At 38.9% G+C, this 18615-nt stretch carries 17 protein-coding genes, 1 other RNA gene, 1 pseudogene and 1 riboswitch; of the genes and pseudogenes, 15 read left to right on the top strand and 4 right to left on the bottom strand.

The window, feature by feature from the left end; translation table 11 throughout:
* Nucleotides 1–121: 121 nt before the first annotated feature.
* On the top strand, nt 122–1135 hold the full coding sequence (gap, locus tag AC4HCY_RS14710; protein ID WP_491094505.1) for a type I glyceraldehyde-3-phosphate dehydrogenase: 1014 nt from the start codon (nt 122–124) through the stop codon (nt 1133–1135).
* Between the two features lie 113 nt (nt 1136–1248).
* A complete protein-coding gene (locus AC4HCY_RS14705) occupies nt 1249–1935 on the top strand; it encodes a YczE/YyaS/YitT family protein (protein WP_442916640.1) in 687 nt (228 codons plus the stop codon).
* A 47-nt stretch (nt 1936–1982) separates the two neighbouring features.
* Here the strand turns inward: AC4HCY_RS14705 and AC4HCY_RS14700 are convergent, their stop codons facing one another.
* A complete protein-coding gene (locus AC4HCY_RS14700) occupies nt 1983–3344 on the bottom strand; it encodes an alanine/glycine:cation symporter family protein (protein ID WP_323430819.1) in 1362 nt (453 codons plus the stop codon).
* Nucleotides 3345–3626: 282 nt separating this feature from the next.
* Between AC4HCY_RS14700 and AC4HCY_RS14695 the strand changes: the two genes are divergently transcribed.
* The 8 genes from AC4HCY_RS14695 (at nt 3627) to AC4HCY_RS14660 (ending at nt 11794) form a co-directional block, all read left to right on the top strand.
* The gene (locus tag AC4HCY_RS14695) at nt 3627–4481 is read left to right on the top strand and encodes a sensor histidine kinase (protein WP_491094504.1); all 855 of its coding nucleotides are present in this window, start codon (nt 3627–3629) and stop codon (nt 4479–4481) included.
* A gap of 109 nt (nt 4482–4590) precedes the next feature.
* Nucleotides 4591–5571 carry a dipeptidase gene (locus AC4HCY_RS14690; RefSeq protein ID WP_491094503.1) on the top strand — a complete coding sequence of 327 codons (981 nt, stop codon included), beginning with the start codon at nt 4591–4593 and terminating at the stop codon, nt 5569–5571.
* Between the two features lie 71 nt (nt 5572–5642).
* Nucleotides 5643–6425 carry a nitroreductase family protein gene (locus tag AC4HCY_RS14685; RefSeq protein WP_323430822.1) on the top strand — a complete coding sequence of 261 codons (783 nt, stop codon included), beginning with the start codon at nt 5643–5645 and terminating at the stop codon, nt 6423–6425.
* A 15-nt stretch (nt 6426–6440) separates the two neighbouring features.
* Nucleotides 6441–7289: a bifunctional 5,10-methylenetetrahydrofolate dehydrogenase/5,10-methenyltetrahydrofolate cyclohydrolase gene (locus AC4HCY_RS14680; RefSeq protein ID WP_491094502.1), complete on the top strand. Its 849-nt coding sequence runs from the start codon at nt 6441–6443 to the stop codon at nt 7287–7289.
* Between the two features lie 177 nt (nt 7290–7466).
* Nucleotides 7467–7602, top strand: a riboswitch (cyclic di-AMP (ydaO/yuaA leader).
* 8 nt (nt 7603–7610) lie between these two features.
* Nucleotides 7611–8531, top strand: coding sequence for a peptidoglycan-binding protein (locus AC4HCY_RS14675; RefSeq protein WP_323430824.1), 921 nt, complete (start codon nt 7611–7613; stop codon nt 8529–8531).
* Between the two features lie 155 nt (nt 8532–8686).
* On the top strand, nt 8687–9718 hold the full coding sequence (locus AC4HCY_RS14670; protein ID WP_491096130.1) for a DNA polymerase IV: 1032 nt from the start codon (nt 8687–8689) through the stop codon (nt 9716–9718).
* A 59-nt stretch (nt 9719–9777) separates the two neighbouring features.
* A complete protein-coding gene (gene mtnA, locus AC4HCY_RS14665) occupies nt 9778–10827 on the top strand; it encodes an S-methyl-5-thioribose-1-phosphate isomerase (protein WP_323430826.1) in 1050 nt (349 codons plus the stop codon).
* Between the two features lie 22 nt (nt 10828–10849).
* Entirely contained in the window at nt 10850–11794 is a 945-nt protein-coding gene (locus tag AC4HCY_RS14660; protein ID WP_323430827.1) for a D-2-hydroxyacid dehydrogenase, read from the top strand.
* 129 nt (nt 11795–11923) lie between these two features.
* Here the strand turns inward: AC4HCY_RS14660 and AC4HCY_RS14655 are convergent, their stop codons facing one another.
* Nucleotides 11924–13840: an aldehyde ferredoxin oxidoreductase family protein gene (locus AC4HCY_RS14655; protein WP_323430828.1), complete on the bottom strand. Its 1917-nt coding sequence runs from the start codon at nt 13838–13840 to the stop codon at nt 11924–11926.
* Between the two features lie 226 nt (nt 13841–14066).
* Between AC4HCY_RS14655 and AC4HCY_RS14650 the strand changes: the two genes are divergently transcribed.
* The 5 genes and pseudogenes from AC4HCY_RS14650 to AC4HCY_RS14630 form a co-directional block, all read left to right on the top strand.
* Nucleotides 14067–15446, top strand: a complete 1380-nt coding sequence (locus tag AC4HCY_RS14650) for a uracil-xanthine permease family protein (protein ID WP_323430829.1) — start codon at nt 14067–14069, stop codon at nt 15444–15446.
* A 167-nt stretch (nt 15447–15613) separates the two neighbouring features.
* A non-coding RNA gene (gene ssrS, locus AC4HCY_RS14645) (6S RNA) lies at nt 15614–15789 on the top strand.
* A gap of 95 nt (nt 15790–15884) precedes the next feature.
* On the top strand, nt 15885–16067 hold the full coding sequence (locus AC4HCY_RS14640; protein WP_255225694.1) for a spore coat associated protein CotJA: 183 nt from the start codon (nt 15885–15887) through the stop codon (nt 16065–16067).
* Nucleotides 16068–16084: 17 nt separating this feature from the next.
* Nucleotides 16085–16357, top strand: coding sequence for a spore coat protein CotJB (locus AC4HCY_RS14635; protein WP_323430830.1), 273 nt, complete (start codon nt 16085–16087; stop codon nt 16355–16357).
* A 3-nt stretch (nt 16358–16360) separates the two neighbouring features.
* Nucleotides 16361–16561 (top strand): annotated as a pseudogene (locus AC4HCY_RS14630) (manganese catalase family protein); the annotation flags it as partial.
* Between the two features lie 19 nt (nt 16562–16580).
* Here AC4HCY_RS14630 and AC4HCY_RS14625 read toward each other — a convergent pair.
* Both AC4HCY_RS14625 and AC4HCY_RS14620 read right to left on the bottom strand, forming a co-directional pair.
* On the bottom strand, nt 16581–18158 hold the full coding sequence (locus AC4HCY_RS14625; RefSeq protein WP_491094500.1) for a recombinase family protein: 1578 nt from the start codon (nt 18156–18158) through the stop codon (nt 16581–16583).
* A gap of 31 nt (nt 18159–18189) precedes the next feature.
* Nucleotides 18190–18612 (bottom strand): ImmA/IrrE family metallo-endopeptidase, encoded by a 423-nt coding sequence (locus AC4HCY_RS14620; RefSeq protein ID WP_491094499.1) that lies wholly within the window; start codon nt 18610–18612, stop codon nt 18190–18192.
* Between the last annotated feature and the right edge of the window lie 3 nt (nt 18613–18615).

Genomic DNA, 18615 nt, shown 5'->3' with positions numbered 1-18615 from the left:
GGCAGCTACTTGACATATAGTATATCTTATTGTTATAAATAGTATAGCACATATAAACAATAGTACCATATGTTGCTCATTAATATATATGTTTATTATCTAGGTGATTGGAGGATGTATAATGGGTATTAAAGTTGCCATAAATGGTTTTGGAAGGATTGGAAGGCAAATAACACGTATAGTTGCTGACAAATGGAAAGACAGTGATATTGAACTGGCTGCAATCAATGCAAGGGCAAATACCGGGACTTTAGCTCACCTGCTGAAGTATGATTCTGCTTATGGGAAATTTAATGGAACAATAGAAGCCGAAGAGGATGCTCTGGTGATAAACGGAAAAAGAGTAAAGGTATTTGCAATATCCGAAGCAGCCAATATTCCGTGGGGAGAGCTTGGAATTGACATTGTGGTTGAGTCCACAGGCGCATATACCAAAAGAGAAAAGGCGATGGAACACATCAATGCAGGTGCAAAGAAGCTTGTAATCACGGCTCCTGCTGTAGATGAAGATGTGACGGTTGTCATGGGAGTAAATGAAAAGGACTATGACGCTGAGAAGCACATAATTGTATCTAATGCTTCCTGTACAACAAATTGCTTGGCTCCCTTCGCCAAGGTGCTGCATGAAAAGTTCGGTATAGAGCATGGGCTAATGACTACGATACACTCCTATACTAATGATCAGAGAATACTGGATAAGAGCCATAAAGATTTGAGGAGAGCAAGGTCTGCAGCAGAATCCATAATTCCTACTACTACAGGAGCCGCAAAAGCTGTTGGGAAGGTATTGCCTGAGCTGAAGGGCAAGCTTAACGGATTTTCACTAAGAGTTCCCACTCCTACGGTTTCGGTTACAGATCTGGTCTGCAATTTTTCCCGGGATGTTACTGCAGATGGGATAAATGCAGTGCTTAAAGAAGCCTCGGAAGGTGCCCTGAAGGGAATACTAGGTTATTCTGAAGAGCCTTTAGTATCAATAGATTATAAAGGCGACGACAGGTCCTCCATAGTGGATGCCTTGTCTACCATGGTGATCGGGGACAGGATGGCAAAGGTAGTTGCCTGGTATGACAATGAATGGGGCTATTCGTGCAGAACAGTTGATCTGGTTGAGTATATAGCAAAGAGAATGTGATTTGAAAAAGGATTATCCAAGCAGATAATCCTTTTTATTTTGATAAAAATATAACACTTTTATTTATCAGGAATAATAGGTAAAATTATATATAACTCATAAATTTAAAAGGAGTGACCTGTTTGGTAAATAAGGAGCATTTAATTTCTTTGCTCAAAAAGATGCCTATGCTTTTATTTGGATTATTCTTATATTCTGCAGGAATAGTGGCAACATTATACTCCAGATTGGGAATGAGCCCCTGGGAAGTATTCCATATGGGTATTGTAAACCATACGCCCTTGACCCTCGGGCAAACCTCACAGATAACAGGCTTATGCATACTGGCGTTATCTTATTTTATTGGAGTAGTACCCGGATTGGCAAGCATAATGAACATGTACTTCATCGGATTTTTTATTGATTTGATAGATAACTCGGGTTTCTACAAGACTCCGGACACTATTTTAGGGAAGCTTTTTCTGCTTATGCTTGGAATATTGATGATTGGCTGGGCCACATTCTTTTATTTGAAGGTGCAGCTTGGAGCAGGTCCCAGGGATGGTTTGATGGAAGGCCTGGTAAAAAAGATGAAGAAGCCTGTTTGGTTGATAAGAGGTGCTATTGAGCTCACAGTGCTTACCATAGGATACTTGCTCGGAGGCCCAATAGGTGTAGGCACTTTGATCATCGCCTTTACGATAGGTCTCTCTGTTCAGTTGGCTTTCAAATTAGGAAAATATGATTCCAAATCAGTTGAGCATGAGAACTTACTGATGATGGCTGATAATCTTAAGAAAAAACAAGAGGAGCATATATGATAAAAAATTGTGGCACTTCACATTGTGCCACAATTTTTTATTAAGATCTATTTCAGATTACCTAGCTTGTCATATTTGGATTCATAGTCATTGAAGGTTTTAGCTACCAGGGAAATCATTCCCAGCAATGCTATCAAGTTGGGTATTACCATCAAGCCGTTAAACATATCCGCCAATTCCCATACAACAGGCACTTTCATTGTAGTTCCAAAGACAATAAATGCTAATACAGCTATTCTATAAATAGTAAGGCTTCCCTTACCAAATAAATATTTCATATTGGCTTCTCCAAAGAAATACCAGCCTACTATGGTTGTGAAGGAGAAGAATAGAAGGCATATTGCGATAAAAGGATTTCCGAAAGATCCAAAACCTCTGGTGAAGGCTTCTTGTGTCAGCGCAATTCCTGTAAGACCGGTATCTATAACTCCTGTCATCAAAACTACTAATGCTGTAAATGTACAAATGACCAAAGTATCAATGATGACTCCCATTATGGCTACAAGACCTTGTTGAGCAGGATGCTTAACCTTGGCAACAGCATGAGCGTGGGGAGTTGAACCCATACCTGCTTCATTGGAGAATAAGCCTCTTGCAATACCATACCTGAAAGCTTCCTTGACCGAAACACCTATAATACCGCCGGTAGCTGCAGCCGGATTAAAAGCTCCGTATACGATCATTTTAAATGACGGCAGTATCATATCGACATTTTTAAGAACAATGATCAGTCCTCCTACAATGTATAGCAAGGCCATAAAAGGCACAACTTTTTCTGCAAAAGATGCAATTCTGCCGATACCGCCAAAGATTATCATTGCGACCAAAACAGCTACTATTATTCCTACATATAAGTGTGGTATCCCAAAAGCAGAATTGAAGGCTTCTCCGATTGAGTTGGATTGAACCATGTTTCCTACAAAGCCCAGAGCGATTACTATAGTAATTGCAAAGAAACCGGCAAGAAATTTGCTGCCCAGACCTTTTTTAATATAATAGGCAGGGCCGCCTGTGACTTCTCCGTCTATATTCTCTGTATAAGTTTGTGCCAAAACCGCTTCGGCAAATATTGTTCCCATGCCGAAAAAAGCGCTAATCCACATCCAGAATACGGCACCCGGACCTCCGGAAGCGATAGCTGTAGCAACTCCGGCTAAGTTTCCTGTGCCGACTTGGGCTGCGATAGCTGTAGCAAGAGCCTGGAATGAAGATATACCGCCTTCTTTGTCTTCGGTTTTTTCTTTTTTGAATATACCGCCGAAGGTTTGCTTGAAGATGTTTTTAAATCTTCTTATCTGAGGAAATCGGAGTATTGCGGTATATAATATACCTGTTCCTAATAACAAGAATAGCATTATGGGTCCCCATAATACGGCATTGATTTGTTTTAGAATTGACATAATATCCATAGACTAAGCCTCCTCATGTTGATTTAATTATACAAAACCATGGTTTTGTATAATTAAAGTATACACGATTGTTAAAAAAATATCACAATCTAATTGTGCTGTTTTTCTCTATTATCTCGTCCAATTTTCTTATTCTGCACTTTTTCTAATAAATAGCTATAGATTTGATTAATAAGCCAAATGTTTTGTATAGAAAAAAAGAATGATGAGGTATATATAGCTAAAAGATGGACATATATATATATAAGGATAGTGAATTGGAATGATTGAAGGAGGGATAAAATGGTACAAGCAGGTATTGTTATCTTATATTTGTTATATATATCCGTGTTAGCCTGTATTATTTTCAGATATTATAAAAAGACAAAACAATTGAAGGCTATGAACGAAAGCTTTCTTATGGCGATTCATGATATAAAAAATTTTAGTGTAAATATTGATGCTTCAGGTCAAATACTGAAAACAATAGCAGAAAATGAAGAGAAAGGTGTCAGTTATGATGTTTTGTCCAAGCATCTGGAAGTTATAAACAAAAATTGCCGGGAGATGAATGGGCTTATTGAAAACTATTCCAACATAATAAAGCATTGGGAAAAGCAAAGGCACGGTGATACCGAAGAATATATAGTTGAGTTGGTAGAGGAAGCTGTCATATTGAATAATTATTATGCAAAAAACAAAAATATTGATATAAAAATTAAAACAGAATGGCAGGAAAAGCTTATTAAACTGGATAGAGAGAGAGTCATAAGGATTCTTAATAATATTATAATGAACGGGATCAAATATTCCTATAATGGAGGAACAGTTCTGATATCGATCCGTGGGGAGGGTGACTGGCTGGACATAAGTGTTATCGATAATGGAAAGGGAATGAACCGTGACGAATTAGCAAGAGCTTTCGATAAACATTATAGAGCCGGCAATGATAGCAATATTGGAGAACTAAGCCTGGGCATCGGTCTTTATGCTTCCAGACGTCTGGCCGGGGAGTTAGGAGGAGCTTTGTGGGCGGAGAGTGCTGAGGGAAAAGGCAGCAGCTTTATATTGAGATTGCCTGTGAACAGGTCAGCAAAGTGCATAAAGGCAAAGCAGCTTTTTAATTTTAGCATGGCTTCAAAAAAGACTTCTGTTTAACGAACTGTCATATAAAATTGCTCTGTATAATTCAATACAAACTATTCCTTTAGGCTGCAGAAAAGCTTTTTTGTGATAAAATAGAGAAAAAGGACATAGGAGGTATAGAATGTACATATTTGATGCCCATTCAGACATTTGGATGAAATCGGTGGAAGAAAGAAGATTGGGGGATATGACTTATTTTATGGATACACACTTTCCCAAGCTTCAAGAAGGAAAGATATCAGGCGGAATTTTTGTAGTATATACAAGAACAGATAAAAAAGTTGACCCAGTTCGATATTTGTGGAGAGAAATAGGCGGTGTAATGGAAGAGATCAGAGATTTAAGAAAAAAGGACGCTCCCATTGATTTTGTAAAATCCTATAGAGAAATAGAAGCAGCAATAAAAGCAGGTCGTTTTTTTGCTGTTATGGGGATTGAAGGCTTAAGCGGAATAGAAGGAGATATTGAGCAAATCAATACTTTATATGACCTGGGCTTCAGACATGCCAGCCTGACATGGAATGAGGAAAATCACCTTGCAGCCGGTGCAGCCGTAGAGAGTGGCTCTAAAGGCATTACTTTGTTAGGTGAGAAAGCTATAAAGCTTATGGATGATCTTGGTATGATCCTTGATGTATCCCATCTTAATGAGAGGAGCTTCTGGGATGTAACCGAAATATGGAAAAAACCGATGATTGCTTCTCATTCAAACTCCAAGGCTATTTTACCCCATAGAAGAAATATCACCGACGAGCAGGCCATAGCCATTTCCAAATCCGGTGGCGTAATAGGGGTAAATGCCTGCGGAGAATTCCTGCATAGGAGTAAGCCGCATATTAACTGCTATCTGGACAACATTGAACATTTTGTAAATGTAGCCGGATTGGAAGCAGTGGGGATAGGCTTTGACTTCTGTGATTTTTTGAGGAGCGGTTCATTAGGCTCTGATGAAAAAATAAGCAAAGGTGTAGAAGGCCTTGAAGATGTAAGAAACGGAGGAGCGGTGCTGGAAGGCTTGAAGTCAAGGGGCTTCAGCGGAACAGATATCGAAAAAATAGCACATGGGAATTTCTTGAGGGTGATCAAAGAACTCATCTATTGATGTGTGTTAACGCAGAAGGATTGAATAGGTTTGTGTAGAATAGTAGAATAATAGTTTAGGGGGTATATATAATGAATAATGTTGTTGATGTGATAATGAACAGGATGTCTTTAAGAAAATATGATGAAAGGCCTATATCTAGAGAACATGCAGATGTTATCCTGGAGTGTGCAATGAGAGCTCCCACAGCAGGAAATATGATGCTTTATTCTATAATCAATATAGAGGATCAAAATAAAAAAAAGATATTGAGCAAAACCTGTGATGATCAGCCTTTTATAGCTGATGCGCCGTTAGTGCTTGTTTTTTTGGCTGATTACCAGAGATGGTATGACTATTATGTTCATTCCGATGTACATTCATATTGCAAATCAAAAGGAATAGATTTTGAAGGGCCAAGCGAAGCAAATCTGCTGCTGGCATCATGCGATGCGATCATAGCAGCCCAGAATGCAGTGATAGCAGGTGAAGCGCTGGGCATAGGTTCATGCTATATAGGCGATATAATGGAAAACTATGAAACCCACAGAGAGCTTCTTAATCTGCCTAAATGGGTATTCCCTGTCGGGATGCTTTGCATGGGTTATTATCCCGCAGGTTACAACAGGGTTAAAAGAGAAAGATTCGATAAAAAATATATTGTACATACTGATAGCTATTCTGATTTGTATAAAGAAAATTTTAAAGAGACATTTAAAGATATAGAAAAACGCTTCAAGGCGGAGAACAAATATGACGCAGATAATATGGGGCAATTGCACTATGCTTTTAAAACCGGTGCAGATTTTTCAAAAGAAATGGCCAGATCGGTGAAAGAAGCATTAAAAAATTGGAGCAGTGAAAAAATAAAGTAAGACGGAGGCGTATATATGGGACAGGTACTGGATTGCAGAGAAGCAGCAAAAATCTTTTTGGAAAGTATAAAAAAAGACAGTCTGGATCTTAAGGATAAAGGAATAAACCCTACTTTAGCGATTGTCAGGGTAGGGAAAAGAGAAGATGACATCGCCTATGAAAAAGGCATCTTAAAAAATTGCGAGAAGGTGGAAATAACAGGCAAGGTGCATGAATGTCCCGGAGATATTGATATGGACAGCTTTATAAGGCTTATTAAAGAGCTGAATGCGGACACATCCATTCATGGTATTCTGATATTCAGGCCATTGCCCAAACATCTGAACGAAAGCATAATAAAGCATATAATAAGCCCTGACAAAGATGTGGATTCCATGAATCCTCTTAATTTAGCCAAGGTTTTCGAGGGAAATCTGGAAGGCTATTCGCCCTGTACACCGGCTGCTGTGATGGAGATAATAAAGCATTTCAATATTGATATTAAAGGTAAAAGAGTTGCCGTATTGGGCAGAAGTATGGTTGTAGGAAAGCCATTGGCAATGATGCTTTTGAAGGAAGATGCAACTGTTATGATTTGCCACTCCAAAACAGAAAATTTGAAGGAGGCTGCAGCAAGTGCTGATGTTGTCGTTGCTGCAATAGGCAAGGCAAGGTTCATTGGAGCGGAATATATAAAGGAGGGCGCCACAGTAATCGATGTAGGCATAAATGTTGATGAGAATGGCAAGCTGTGCGGAGATGTAGATTTTGAAGCTGTCCTAGATAAAGCTTCTTATGTTACTCCTGTTCCGGGCGGTGTTGGATCTGTCACAACAGCGGTTTTATTAAAAAATGTAATAAAGGGAGCAAAAATGATGCGGTAAGCATCATTTTTTTATTTAAATTAACATAATGCAGCAAAACCTACATATATAGGAAAGATGAAATATATGGATATATATTTTTAAAAACTGTTTCAAAGCTTGGTATTACTCAAACAGTGTTGAATGGACAGAAATTTTGACAAAGTTGGACATACAGTCTATAATAAATATTATGTAAACTACACTAAGCTGAATCCCGGTGATGCCGGGTACGGAGGAACCAAATAGAGGGGTTAGTCCGAGAAATATCTTGGTAGGGAGCCTTCTTTCCCGAACCCGTCAGCTAACTTCGGAAGCGAATATAGAAGGAGAGTAATACTTATGAAAAGAATATTGAAAAAAATTTCAGCCTGTGCAATCATGGCTGGATGCATATCTATGCTTTCAATGGGTGTAAATGCAGATTCACTGATAAAACCAGGCTCCAGAGGAAGCGAAGTTTATACTATTCAAACCAAGCTGAAGAATTGGGGATATACAGGTGCCGCTCCTGATGGCGTTTACGGAAGCAATACTAAAAGCGCCGTAATGTATTTTCAAAGCAAAAATGGGCTTGCAGCAGACGGAATCACTGGTTACTGGACTTTACTGAAACTCGGCATGGCTGAGATAAATTCTACATTGCAAATTGGAAGCCGGGGGGCCTCGGTTGCAAACTTGCAGGCAAGCTTAAATAATAAGGGATTTTCTGCAGGCAGCGCTGATGGAATATTTGGTTCCAAAACCTATAACGCAGTTATAGGCTTTCAAAAGGCAAATGCTTTAACACCTGACGGTATTGCCGGACCAATAACTCAAACAAAATTATCTTACTCCAATGGTAACGCTATAGCTGCTGCAACGCCTTCAAGAGGGACAAGCAGTACACAGGAAATGTCTGCGGATATTTACTGGTTGTCTCGCATAATAAACGCAGAAGCAGGTGCTGAGTCCTATAAGGGTAAAGTTGCCGTTGGCAATGTCATAATGAACAGGGTGAATTCAAACGAATTTCCCAATACCGTAAAAGGTGTAATATTCGAATATTATCAGGGCATACCTCAATTCAGTCCTGTGGCAGAAGGAACAATATACAATACTCCGGATGCTGACAGTATTGCCGCAGCAAAGGAAGCGTTAAGCGGATCGAAACCTGTGGGAAGCTGCACATATTTCTTCAACCCGGCCAAGTCTGCCGGAAGTTGGATAGTAAAGAATAAAACCTATGTGACAAGAATAGGCAATCACGTTTTTTATAAATAATAAAGTTGGGACAAGGCTTAAGCCTTGTCCCAACTTTATTATGCAAATGCTTTTCAGGTTGTATGAAATAGAAAGTTTTAGTATACTAAAAGCAATGATAATAATATTTGTGCAGGTGCATAAAATTGAGTCAAAGAGTGATAATCCACGTCGATATGGATGCTTTTTTTGCTTCTGTGGAGCAAATGGATAATCCAAAACTGAAGGGCAAACCGGTTATTGTCGGTGGGAATAGCCCAAGGGGAGTTGTGAGCACTTGCTCTTATGAGGCACGCATATATGGGGTTCGCTCTGCAATGCCGATTTTTATTGCAAAGCAATTATGTCCCGGCGGCATTTATCTTGCTGTGAGACATAAGCGTTATGAGGAAATATCCCATAAGGTATTTAATATTTTGCATTCAGTGACTGATCTGGTTGAACCCGTATCAATTGATGAGGCATATCTTGATGTAAGCACCCTGAAGGATAATCCTGTAGAGATAGTTAATATGATCAAGAAAAGGGTCAGAGAGTCATTAGGTCTTACGCTATCGGCCGGAATATCCTATAATAAATTTCTGGCAAAAACAGCATCAGAATGGAATAAACCCAATGGTCTAAAGGTCATAACAGAGGATATGGTGCCAGAGATTTTGAAGCCTCTCCCTATAAAAAAAGTGCACGGCATAGGTGAAAAGTCTATTGAAAAGCTGAATGAGATAGGCATATATACAATAGGCCAGCTTCTTAATCTTACAGAGGATGAGATGGTCTACTATTTCGGAAAGTATGGGGTAGAGATCTATAATAAAATCAGAGGTTATGACAACAGGCCTATATGTTTGGAAAGAGAAACAAAGTCTGTAGGGAGGGAAACGACCTTCGATAATGATACGACCGATAAATCTTTTTTGAAGGCTGTTTTGTTGGATTTTGCACAAGAATTGGCAGGGGCTTTGGATGAAGAAGCTTTATTTGCCAAAACCGTCACTGTAAAATTCAAGACTGATAATTTTAAAACTCATACAAGAAGTAAAACACTAAAGAAGTATATAAATACTTATGGAGAAATCAAAGATACGGCCTTTGATATTTTAGATGATTACAATATAAATGGAAGTATAAGGCTTATAGGTCTTTCACTATCCAACTTTAGTGATGCAAGCTATGAGCAGCTGTCTTTTTTTGATTTGCCCGATAGCTAAACGCCGCTAATTGTATAAGCGGTGTTAATATCCGAATAAACAGCTTGAGGAGGGATAATATGGATAAAACAGAGGAGCGCATGCTATCCTTAAAATGGGAAGACGGTAATCTTTTGATACTGGATCAGACTAAGCTTCCTATGGAGACGGAATATATTTTATTGGAAACTGCAGAGGATGTCTGGGAGGCAATCTTTAAGCTAAAGGTAAGAGGTGCTCCTGCCATTGGGATAGCAGCTGCTTATGGTCTTTATATATCTGTCAGAGATTTAAAGGCACAGAGCTTTGAAGAGTTTTATGAGGAGCTTAGAAATAATGCGGATTATTTAGCATCTTCCAGACCTACTGCAGTAAATCTGTTTTGGGCATTGAAACGTATGGAGAAAAGAGCCTTGAGCAGCAGAGAAAAAACCATAGGAGAAATAAAAGAGGATTTGCTTAAGGAAGCTCATAATATAAGGCAGGAAGATGAGCAAATGTGCAAAGCAATAGGTGAAAATCTTTTGACCTTGCTCAAGGATGGAATGACTGTTTTGACACATTGCAATGCGGGAGGTCTGGCTACAGCTAAATATGGCACAGCTCTGGCGCCCATTTTTCTGGCTAAGGATAAGGGCTGGAACATAAAAGTTTTTGCCGATGAAACGAGACCTCTGCTTCAAGGAGCCAGGCTCACTGCCTGGGAGCTTATGCAATATGGCATAGATGTAACCCTTATATGCGATAACATGGCTGCCCATGTTATGAGCAAAGGCTGGATTGATGCCGTTATAACAGGCTGCGACAGGGTTGCTGCCAATGGCGACGCTGCCAATAAAATCGGTACATATGGACTGGCAGTATTGGCTAAGGCTCATGGCATACCGTTTTATATAGCCGCTCCAAGCTCAACTATAGACATTGATACTTCTGATGGCGAAGGTATAGTAATAGAGGAGAGACACGAGGATGAGATATGCTGCGGCTTTGGGAGGAGAACTGCACCTGAAGGCGTAAAGGTTTATAATCCTGCTTTTGATGTAACGCCCTGTCATCTTATAACTGCAATCGTAACAGAGAAAGGTATATTAACTCCCCCCTATAGCTATGCTATAAAAAAATATTGTTAAAGCGAGTATAAGGAGGATGAAAATGGCAAATGTATTGATTTATCATAATATAGCTGAACATCATTTGAAGTATTTGAAAGAAAAATTTTCGGATTATAGTTTTTATTCTTGTACAGACAAAGAAGAAATGGAAAGAAAGATTGAATCTGCAGAAGTATTCATATCATTTAAATTTACTGAAGAAATGCTGAAAAGGGCAGAACGCTTGAAATGGATTCAAGCCTTGAGTGCCGGAGTAGATAGCTTTCCGCTGGATGCGGTAAAAGAACGGGGAATAATACTGACCAATGGGAGAGGCATACATAAGATTCCTATGGCAGAGTATGCCATAGGGGTTCTGATTATGCTGACTAGGAATTTTTATTTAATGTATGAGAATCAGAGGAACAGGGTGTGGGATTCAAAAGTTCATCAGGGAGAAATAAACGGCGCCACTTTGGGCATATTGGGCTTGGGAAGCATAGGAAGTGAAATCGCCAAAAAAGCAAGTTTTTTAGGCATGCATGTTATCGGCGCAAAAGGGGATCAGGCTGTTGTTCCGTATGTGGAGAAGGTTTATTCTCAGGAAGCTATGGAAGAAGTGTTTAAGCAGAGCGATTATATAATTAATCTTTTACCCGGCACCAAAAATACCAATAAAATTATAGATAAAAAATATTTTGATCTTATGAAGGAAGGAGCTTGCTTCATAAATATGGGCAGAGGAAGCACTGTAAATGATGAGGATTTTGCAGAAGCTTTAAAAAACGGGAAGATAAGAATTGGAGTTTCAGATGTCTTCTATAAGGAGCCGTTGCCCGAATCCAGCCCTCTTTGGGATGCAGATAATTTAATAATAACTCCTCATATCTGCGGACAATCTGATAGGTATTTTGACAGAGCATTAGAAATAATTGAACATAATTTGGCGGCTTTTAAAGGCAAGGGCGATTATGTTAATCTAGTTAATATAGATAAAGGGTATTAATTAGATGCTTTATTCCATTGCAATAACTTTGTTCTAATTTGTTGTGCTGGCTGATAAAGGTGAGTTGCTCCACAGGAGCAATTGAGGATGCCCTGGGGCATCCTCAATTGTTATCAGCTAACACAGCTGCTATTCTATGCTTACATTATTTGATGAAAAATACTTTATCAGATAGTCCATGCCTAATCTTTCAATAGTTTCCCTTTTTTGCAAGCCTGTTTCCTTACATAAACCTTGAGCTTCATAATATTCATCCAACATAGCATCAAATTTTTCTCTGTCCATATACTCACCTTTAAAGGGGCCCACATTGAGAGGTTCTTCCATTATCCGTTCAGGCAGATAGTCATCTTTCCTCGTGAATCCTGCATGAATTGTATTAAATGCTCTTTCCAGATTTAAAATTTTTTCAGCAATATTCCACATTTCCTTATCGGTAATAGTTTTTCCTGTAAATGCTTGATACATTCTGGTAAAATGCTTGATGTCAGCAAGCGCAACCTCATACCAACCTGCATCAAAATAGCATATGCCTATTGAGTCAATAATAGCTTTATAAATTTCATACCAGGCAACCAATTTGCCTTTGCCTTTATAGGAGCCTGGAATCCCAGCTTCTTCGCAATTAAAAAGCCATTTGCCAACTTGCTCTGGTATCTGACGATTCTCGGTTTGCGGAGCACCGCTTAGATGGCCGCTGCCCCTTGTACTGGTTGCTATGGCGAGAGACCAAGCTTTATGTGAATGAACGCCTTGTTCATTGATTCCTACACCTTTAATTTGCATAGCATACTTTTCGCTGCCTCTCCCAATTATCCTTGAGGCATTGCTGACACCTTCCGATAATAAATCACCGAAATCTTTTCTAAATGCCATTTGCTCTACAAGTGTGATCAAATCCGTTGAATTTCCCCATTTCAGCTTAAGGCCAAAAGTATCCTCCTCGTTTATTATTCCCTCTTCAAAGCACTCAATTGCCCAGGCCACTGATGCCGAAACGCCGTCTACATCCATGCCGTATTTGTTGCATAAAGAGTGAATCTTCAGCACCTCAAAGGGATCATCAATATCCCAGTTGGAGGCAAAGCCTCTCACTGAATTTGCATGCATACCTTCGCAGGACAGTACTTCTCCGTCTCTTTCCATTTCGTAATAGTGCAGGCAGGCAAGGGGGCAGTTATAGCAGCGGGTTCTTTTCTTCTCATATGGCTTATAGGCTTCTTCAGAAACCTTTTTTGCTTTATCAGGATCCCAGTATTCTTCCTGAAGATTCCTGACCGAAGTAGGCACTTTGCCGCTCCAGCCGCCTACGCCTGCCATGCCGTGGGTCCCGCCTTTTCTCAATGACGCTGAAGCCGGAGATGAGAGTAAAATATGGCTGTAGCTTTTTACTAAATCATTAAAGAGAGCTTTGTCATGCATCTTTAAATCCTTATCGCCTTTAACAGCTATTGCCTTGAGCATTTTGCAGCCTAATATGGCACCGCTTCCGCCCCAGGCAAGTGCATGAGCTTTATCTATCATGACGCATGCTACTTTTGACAGGTTTTCACCTGCCGGACCGATTGATATAGCTCTGATTCCATCATCTTTCAATTCTTCTTTTATGGCATCTTCCGTATCCCAGGTTGTCATGCCCCATAGATGTGAAGCATCTCTAAGCTCAACATTTCCGTTGTTTATAAAAAGGTATTTTGGCGTTGAAGCTTTTCCCTCTATTATTATGGCATCAATGCCGGCTTTTTTTAGTTCCGGACCCCAATTCCCTCCGCCGCTGGAATAGGATATACCTCCGCTTAGTGCATTCTTTGTCACCAATGCAATCCTTGATGAGCCCGGCAAAGAAGTTCCGGTAAAACAACCTGTAGCTATTATAACTTTGTTTTCTTCAGAAAGAGGCTCGGCATCTTTAGAGACTTCATTTAAAAGTACCCAGTCCCCATAACCCCTGCCTCCAAGGAATCTGTAAAAATCTTCCGTTGTAAAAAAATTTATGCTTCCAAGGCTCAAGTTTACTCTGATGACATTCCCTTTTATATTATCCATTTTATCACCTCACAAGTTTAATTGTAGCTGCAATATTTATAAAACGGGTATGAATTAATTATTAATGAACTGTACATAATATTCTATATTAATATTACACAAAATTTCGACATTTATCAACAATGTTTTCATAGTTTTTATACAGAGGAATTCATTGCTATTGTCAAGAATATATCAAAAGTAACAGAATACATCATATAATAACATTTAAAGGAGGAGTTTTGTTATGGCTTATAATCCAGAACAGCCGGTTTTTGAAACAGAAGTCAAATCATCGATTAAACTTCTATATGGTGTAGAAGACAGGCCTAAGACTTGGTGGGAAACCCTATTTTATGCCTGGCAGGTAACCCTGGTTGACTTTACCCCATTTATTTGGGCGGGTGCATTTGTCTCCTTGGCAGGGCTGCCGGATACAGTAATACCGACAATGATAAGTGCTTGTTTCCTTGCAATGGGTATAGGCACAATAATCCAGACAACCATAGGAAATAGGCTTCCTATTGTACAAGGACCTTCATCTTCAGTATTGACAGCTATGGGCGGAGTAACCGCTATATATGGCTTTCCTGCAATGTGGGGCGCAGTGCTGGTAGGCGGTTTGCTTGAAACGATTATTGGTGCATCAAAGATTTTAGGCAAGATTCGTAATTTCATTCCCCCTGTGGTGACAGGTTCTGTTGTAACAGCTATAGGCTTTGTAGCCGCCAAAATATCCATTACTTGGATATTTAGTTCAACTAAACCTTTGCATTTATTATTAGCCTTAATAGCATTTTTGCTTGCCTTAATATTGAAGTACAAAGGAAAAGGCGTTTGGTCTCAAGGCTTCATACTTATTTCCGTAGTGGCAGTGGGGGTTGTATTGTCCACTATATTAGGCCAATATGATTGGGCTAAAGTAGCCGCAGCGCCCTGGTTTGCTTTCCCTAGATTATTCCCATTTAAAGGATTCGACGGAACCAGCAATGCATTTGTACTAATACCAATTGCAATAATTGGAGGATTTACGGGATATATAGGTTCCATGTTTGAGTCATTAGGAGATTACGCAGCCACTTGTGCTGTATCCGGGGAAACTTATAGAGTTAAGCATATAAACAAGGGCATAGCAGCAGAAGGATTAGGATGCATAGCCAGTGGTTTCTTAGGGGCTTTGCCTGTTACCTCTTATACTCAGAACATCGGTATCATAGCAGCTACAGGTATTGCAAGCAGATTTATAACTCAGGTAGCAGCAGTAATGTTCTTGCTCTATGGACTTTCACCGAAGCTCGCTATGGCGTTGGCATGCATTCCAAGGTCCGTTGTAGGCGGAGTATTTGCAATAAGTGCCAGCTTAATAATGTTCTCAGGCTTGGAAGTTATATTCTCAGAGACTCAGAGCTTTGAAAATAACTTAATAGCAGGAACAACTATCGGTGCTGCTGTAATGGTTCCTTTCTTTGCTTCTACTACCGGTGCAAAATGGGTAAGCACAATGAGTTCTTTCCCCAAAATGTATATGAACAACAATGTTTTCATAGCAGTTACAGTGGGTATAGTGATGAATTTATTGGTAAATTATGTCCTTAAGCCAAAAGATGGGCAGCCATTAAAAGAATAAACCAATGAAAAAATGCTGCAGCTTAGAGCCTGCAGCGTTTTTTACTAAAATGATAAAAAGTATAAAATATGGTGAATCTGTTATATTAAATGTATCTAAATAATATTTACCTTTGGTCCAATGTTGATTTTTCGAGTCCGGTTATTTATACTATAAGTAGGAAACTATTTTACCTGAGATGTTGGTTGGATGTTTAACCTTAACCTACAATTAGTATACGGGAGTCTGTGTATCCATATGAAAATCGAGCCTTCGTCTTGTTGGTGGATTGAAGTATGAATTAAGACACCCACCTGCGTGAGTGCAGGTGTAAGGTTAAATCTAACGGCATTTTGGGGCATGGATCAGCAGGCATTTGCCTGCTGATTTTGTTTTTTTGTAGCAAAGCCTTTTCCTTCTGAATACTATGATATGGAGATATATTAAGGAGGGAAGAACATGAAAAAATATGACATAAATATTATGCCGCCTATGGGTCCTGGTTTTAGGTTGGCTCGTGCTTATGTGCCATTTCAAGTATTTGGTAAAATATTCGAGCCTCAAAAAGCACTGATGAAAGGAACGATCTTTCCGGAACTTTACGACCCTTACCCAAAGAAAAAGAGATCCGAAGAAGATTAATAATGGAGGTGTGTCTTATGAAAATAAATAAGGAAAGCCTGGATCTTTTAAAAGAAATAATGGCTCTTGAATTTTCTATGATCGATCTAAATCTGTATCTGGATACTCACCCAAGAGACGAAAAACCGCTTATGATTTTTGAGCAATATAGCTGCAGATTAAAAGACATGAAGGAAAGATACGAAAATGAGTACGGTCCTCTGACTCCCGATAGAGCAGGAAACAGACAGTGGAGATGGATTGAAGAACCATGGCCCTGGCAAATCGACTATGAGATGGGGGGAAAATAATATATGTGGATATATGAAAAAAAGCTCCAGTATCCGGCTTGGGTTGAAAGCTGTGATCTAAGAATTGCAAAGCTATTATTTGCTCAATATGGAGGGCCTGATAGTGAATTATCCGCAGGCTTAAGATATTTGAGTCAAAGATATAATATGCCAATACCTGAAGCAAAGGCAGTTCTTACAGATATTGGCACTGAAGAATTGGCGCGTTAACCTTATCAATTATTTACGCCAGTTTAGGATATAATACCAGCTCAAAATCATCAGGTTTATTATGCCATCTACCATTTACTGCTTTAGTATATATTACTCTATCTAATACTTCTTTAAGCAATTGATTTTTAAATGCAGGATCATCATTCGAGTTATACAATTCAAGTATTTTTTCTATTTTAGGTATGATATTTTTCTTAGCATTTTCCCTTTGTTCGTCCTGAACTATATTATTCATCAGAAGCTCCAAATCATCTTTAGCATTTTGTATTTTATCGTTTATAATTCGAGATCTTTCCAAAAATTTATCAGTATTATAAATTCCTTGCTCAAGCAAGTCATAGATATTATCTAACTGCTTTTCAAGGTTTATAATCTCATCTTCAAGCTTTTTAACTGATTTCTTCTTTACCTCTATTTGTATATCATCTTGGGCTTTTTCTTTATTATCCCATTGCAACTTATAATTATATAGCCATTCTTCTAATTCTTTTAGTAAAGCTGATTCAACATAACTTAGTTGTGAGCTTATATTGTTGCATGAAGTTACAGGGCACATTATTGTATCTGGATGCTTATTACCATAAGGTCGGCGAACCATCCTCCTGCCGCATACACCGCAAATGATTAAACCAGAAAGTGGGTTTTTGGTAGTTTTATTGCCCGGGTTAGAACTTGGCTTATTTTGAGCATAATATTCTTGTGCGAGCTCCCAAGTTTCGTTATCAATCAAAGGTTCATGTAGGCCCTCAGCCAATATCCAATCTTCTTTGTTTGCCCTTGGGCGTTCAGTTATTACTTGACCATCCTGCATCTTTTTAATTGTGGGTCGCCAATTCCAACGGATCTTGCCAATGTAAACAGGATTTTGCAATATGCCTTGTATCGTTGACATTACCCATACATTACCTTTTACTGTAGGTATTCTAAGCTCGTTAAGCTTTCGGACTATCAAAGATACACCTAGTCTTTTATAGGTGCCGTCCGGCTGCAGCTCGCCTTTGGTATATAATTCAAATATCATCCTTACGATGTCGGCCTGCTCTGGATGAGGCTCAAGCGTATAGCCCTTTTCTTTCTCGAGCTTTTTCCTCAAATAGCCATAAGGCGGCTTATTGCCTACATATTTGCCCTCTTTCACAGATGCAAGTCTACCACCCTGCAATCGGCGATTTATGGTTTTGTATTCCCTCCTAGACATAAAAAGGCCAAATTCAAAATACTCCTCGTCAAACTCATTATTTGGATCATATATTTTATTTGGGGTAATTATTTTTGTATTAGAGTACTTAAAAGTTTGCGCAACAATTCCCTGATCTATTGTATCTCCCCTAGCAAGCCTTTCAACTTCCATCACTAAAACGCCCTGCCATATTCCTTGCTCTACTTCTAAAAGTAGTCGCTGCATGTCAGGACGTGATGCTATTGTCTCTCCGGAAACAACTTCTTTATATATTTTCGTTATATTGAGTTTTTGCCTTTTGGCAAGCTCTAGGAGGGTTTTTTCATGCCTAGCCAGGGTTTCTCCTTCTCCCCTAGCTTCAGCTTCTATATCAGCTCTGCTTTTACGGAGATATAGACAATATGGCATAATATCAGTCCTTTTTCTATTATTATTAGCTTCAAAAATCTATAACTTGTTTAAATGCGGATTGTGGCAATGCAATACAACAAGCTATCTGTTCAATTGTCATTCCATATAGGTCAACTTCATCCAGAGTTATATTGCTGAGCTTAAGCGCAAAATAGTTTGCTTGTTTCTCAATCTTTCCATTATTGACAATGTAGGAATTTGTAGAGTCCAAATGTAACAATATATGGCCAAGTTCATGTCTTAAAAAGAAAAGTTCATAGTTTAAGGCAAGATCATCTCTGATATATATTATATTTAACTCGACTATGTATACACAATTCTTATTCAGCAATATAGGGTTAGCCTTATCAACCTTTATAACATCTATGTCCATAGAGTCTAATATTTCATATGGGTTATTAGTACCATAATAATCAAGTATTCCTATTACAATATTGTCAATCCATTCCATAGT

It is taken from the genome of Lutispora sp. QWL-02 (assembly GCF_058315355.1).
The sequence above is the reverse complement of the archived record's forward strand: the minus strand, read 5'-3'. Positions and strand labels throughout refer to the sequence as shown.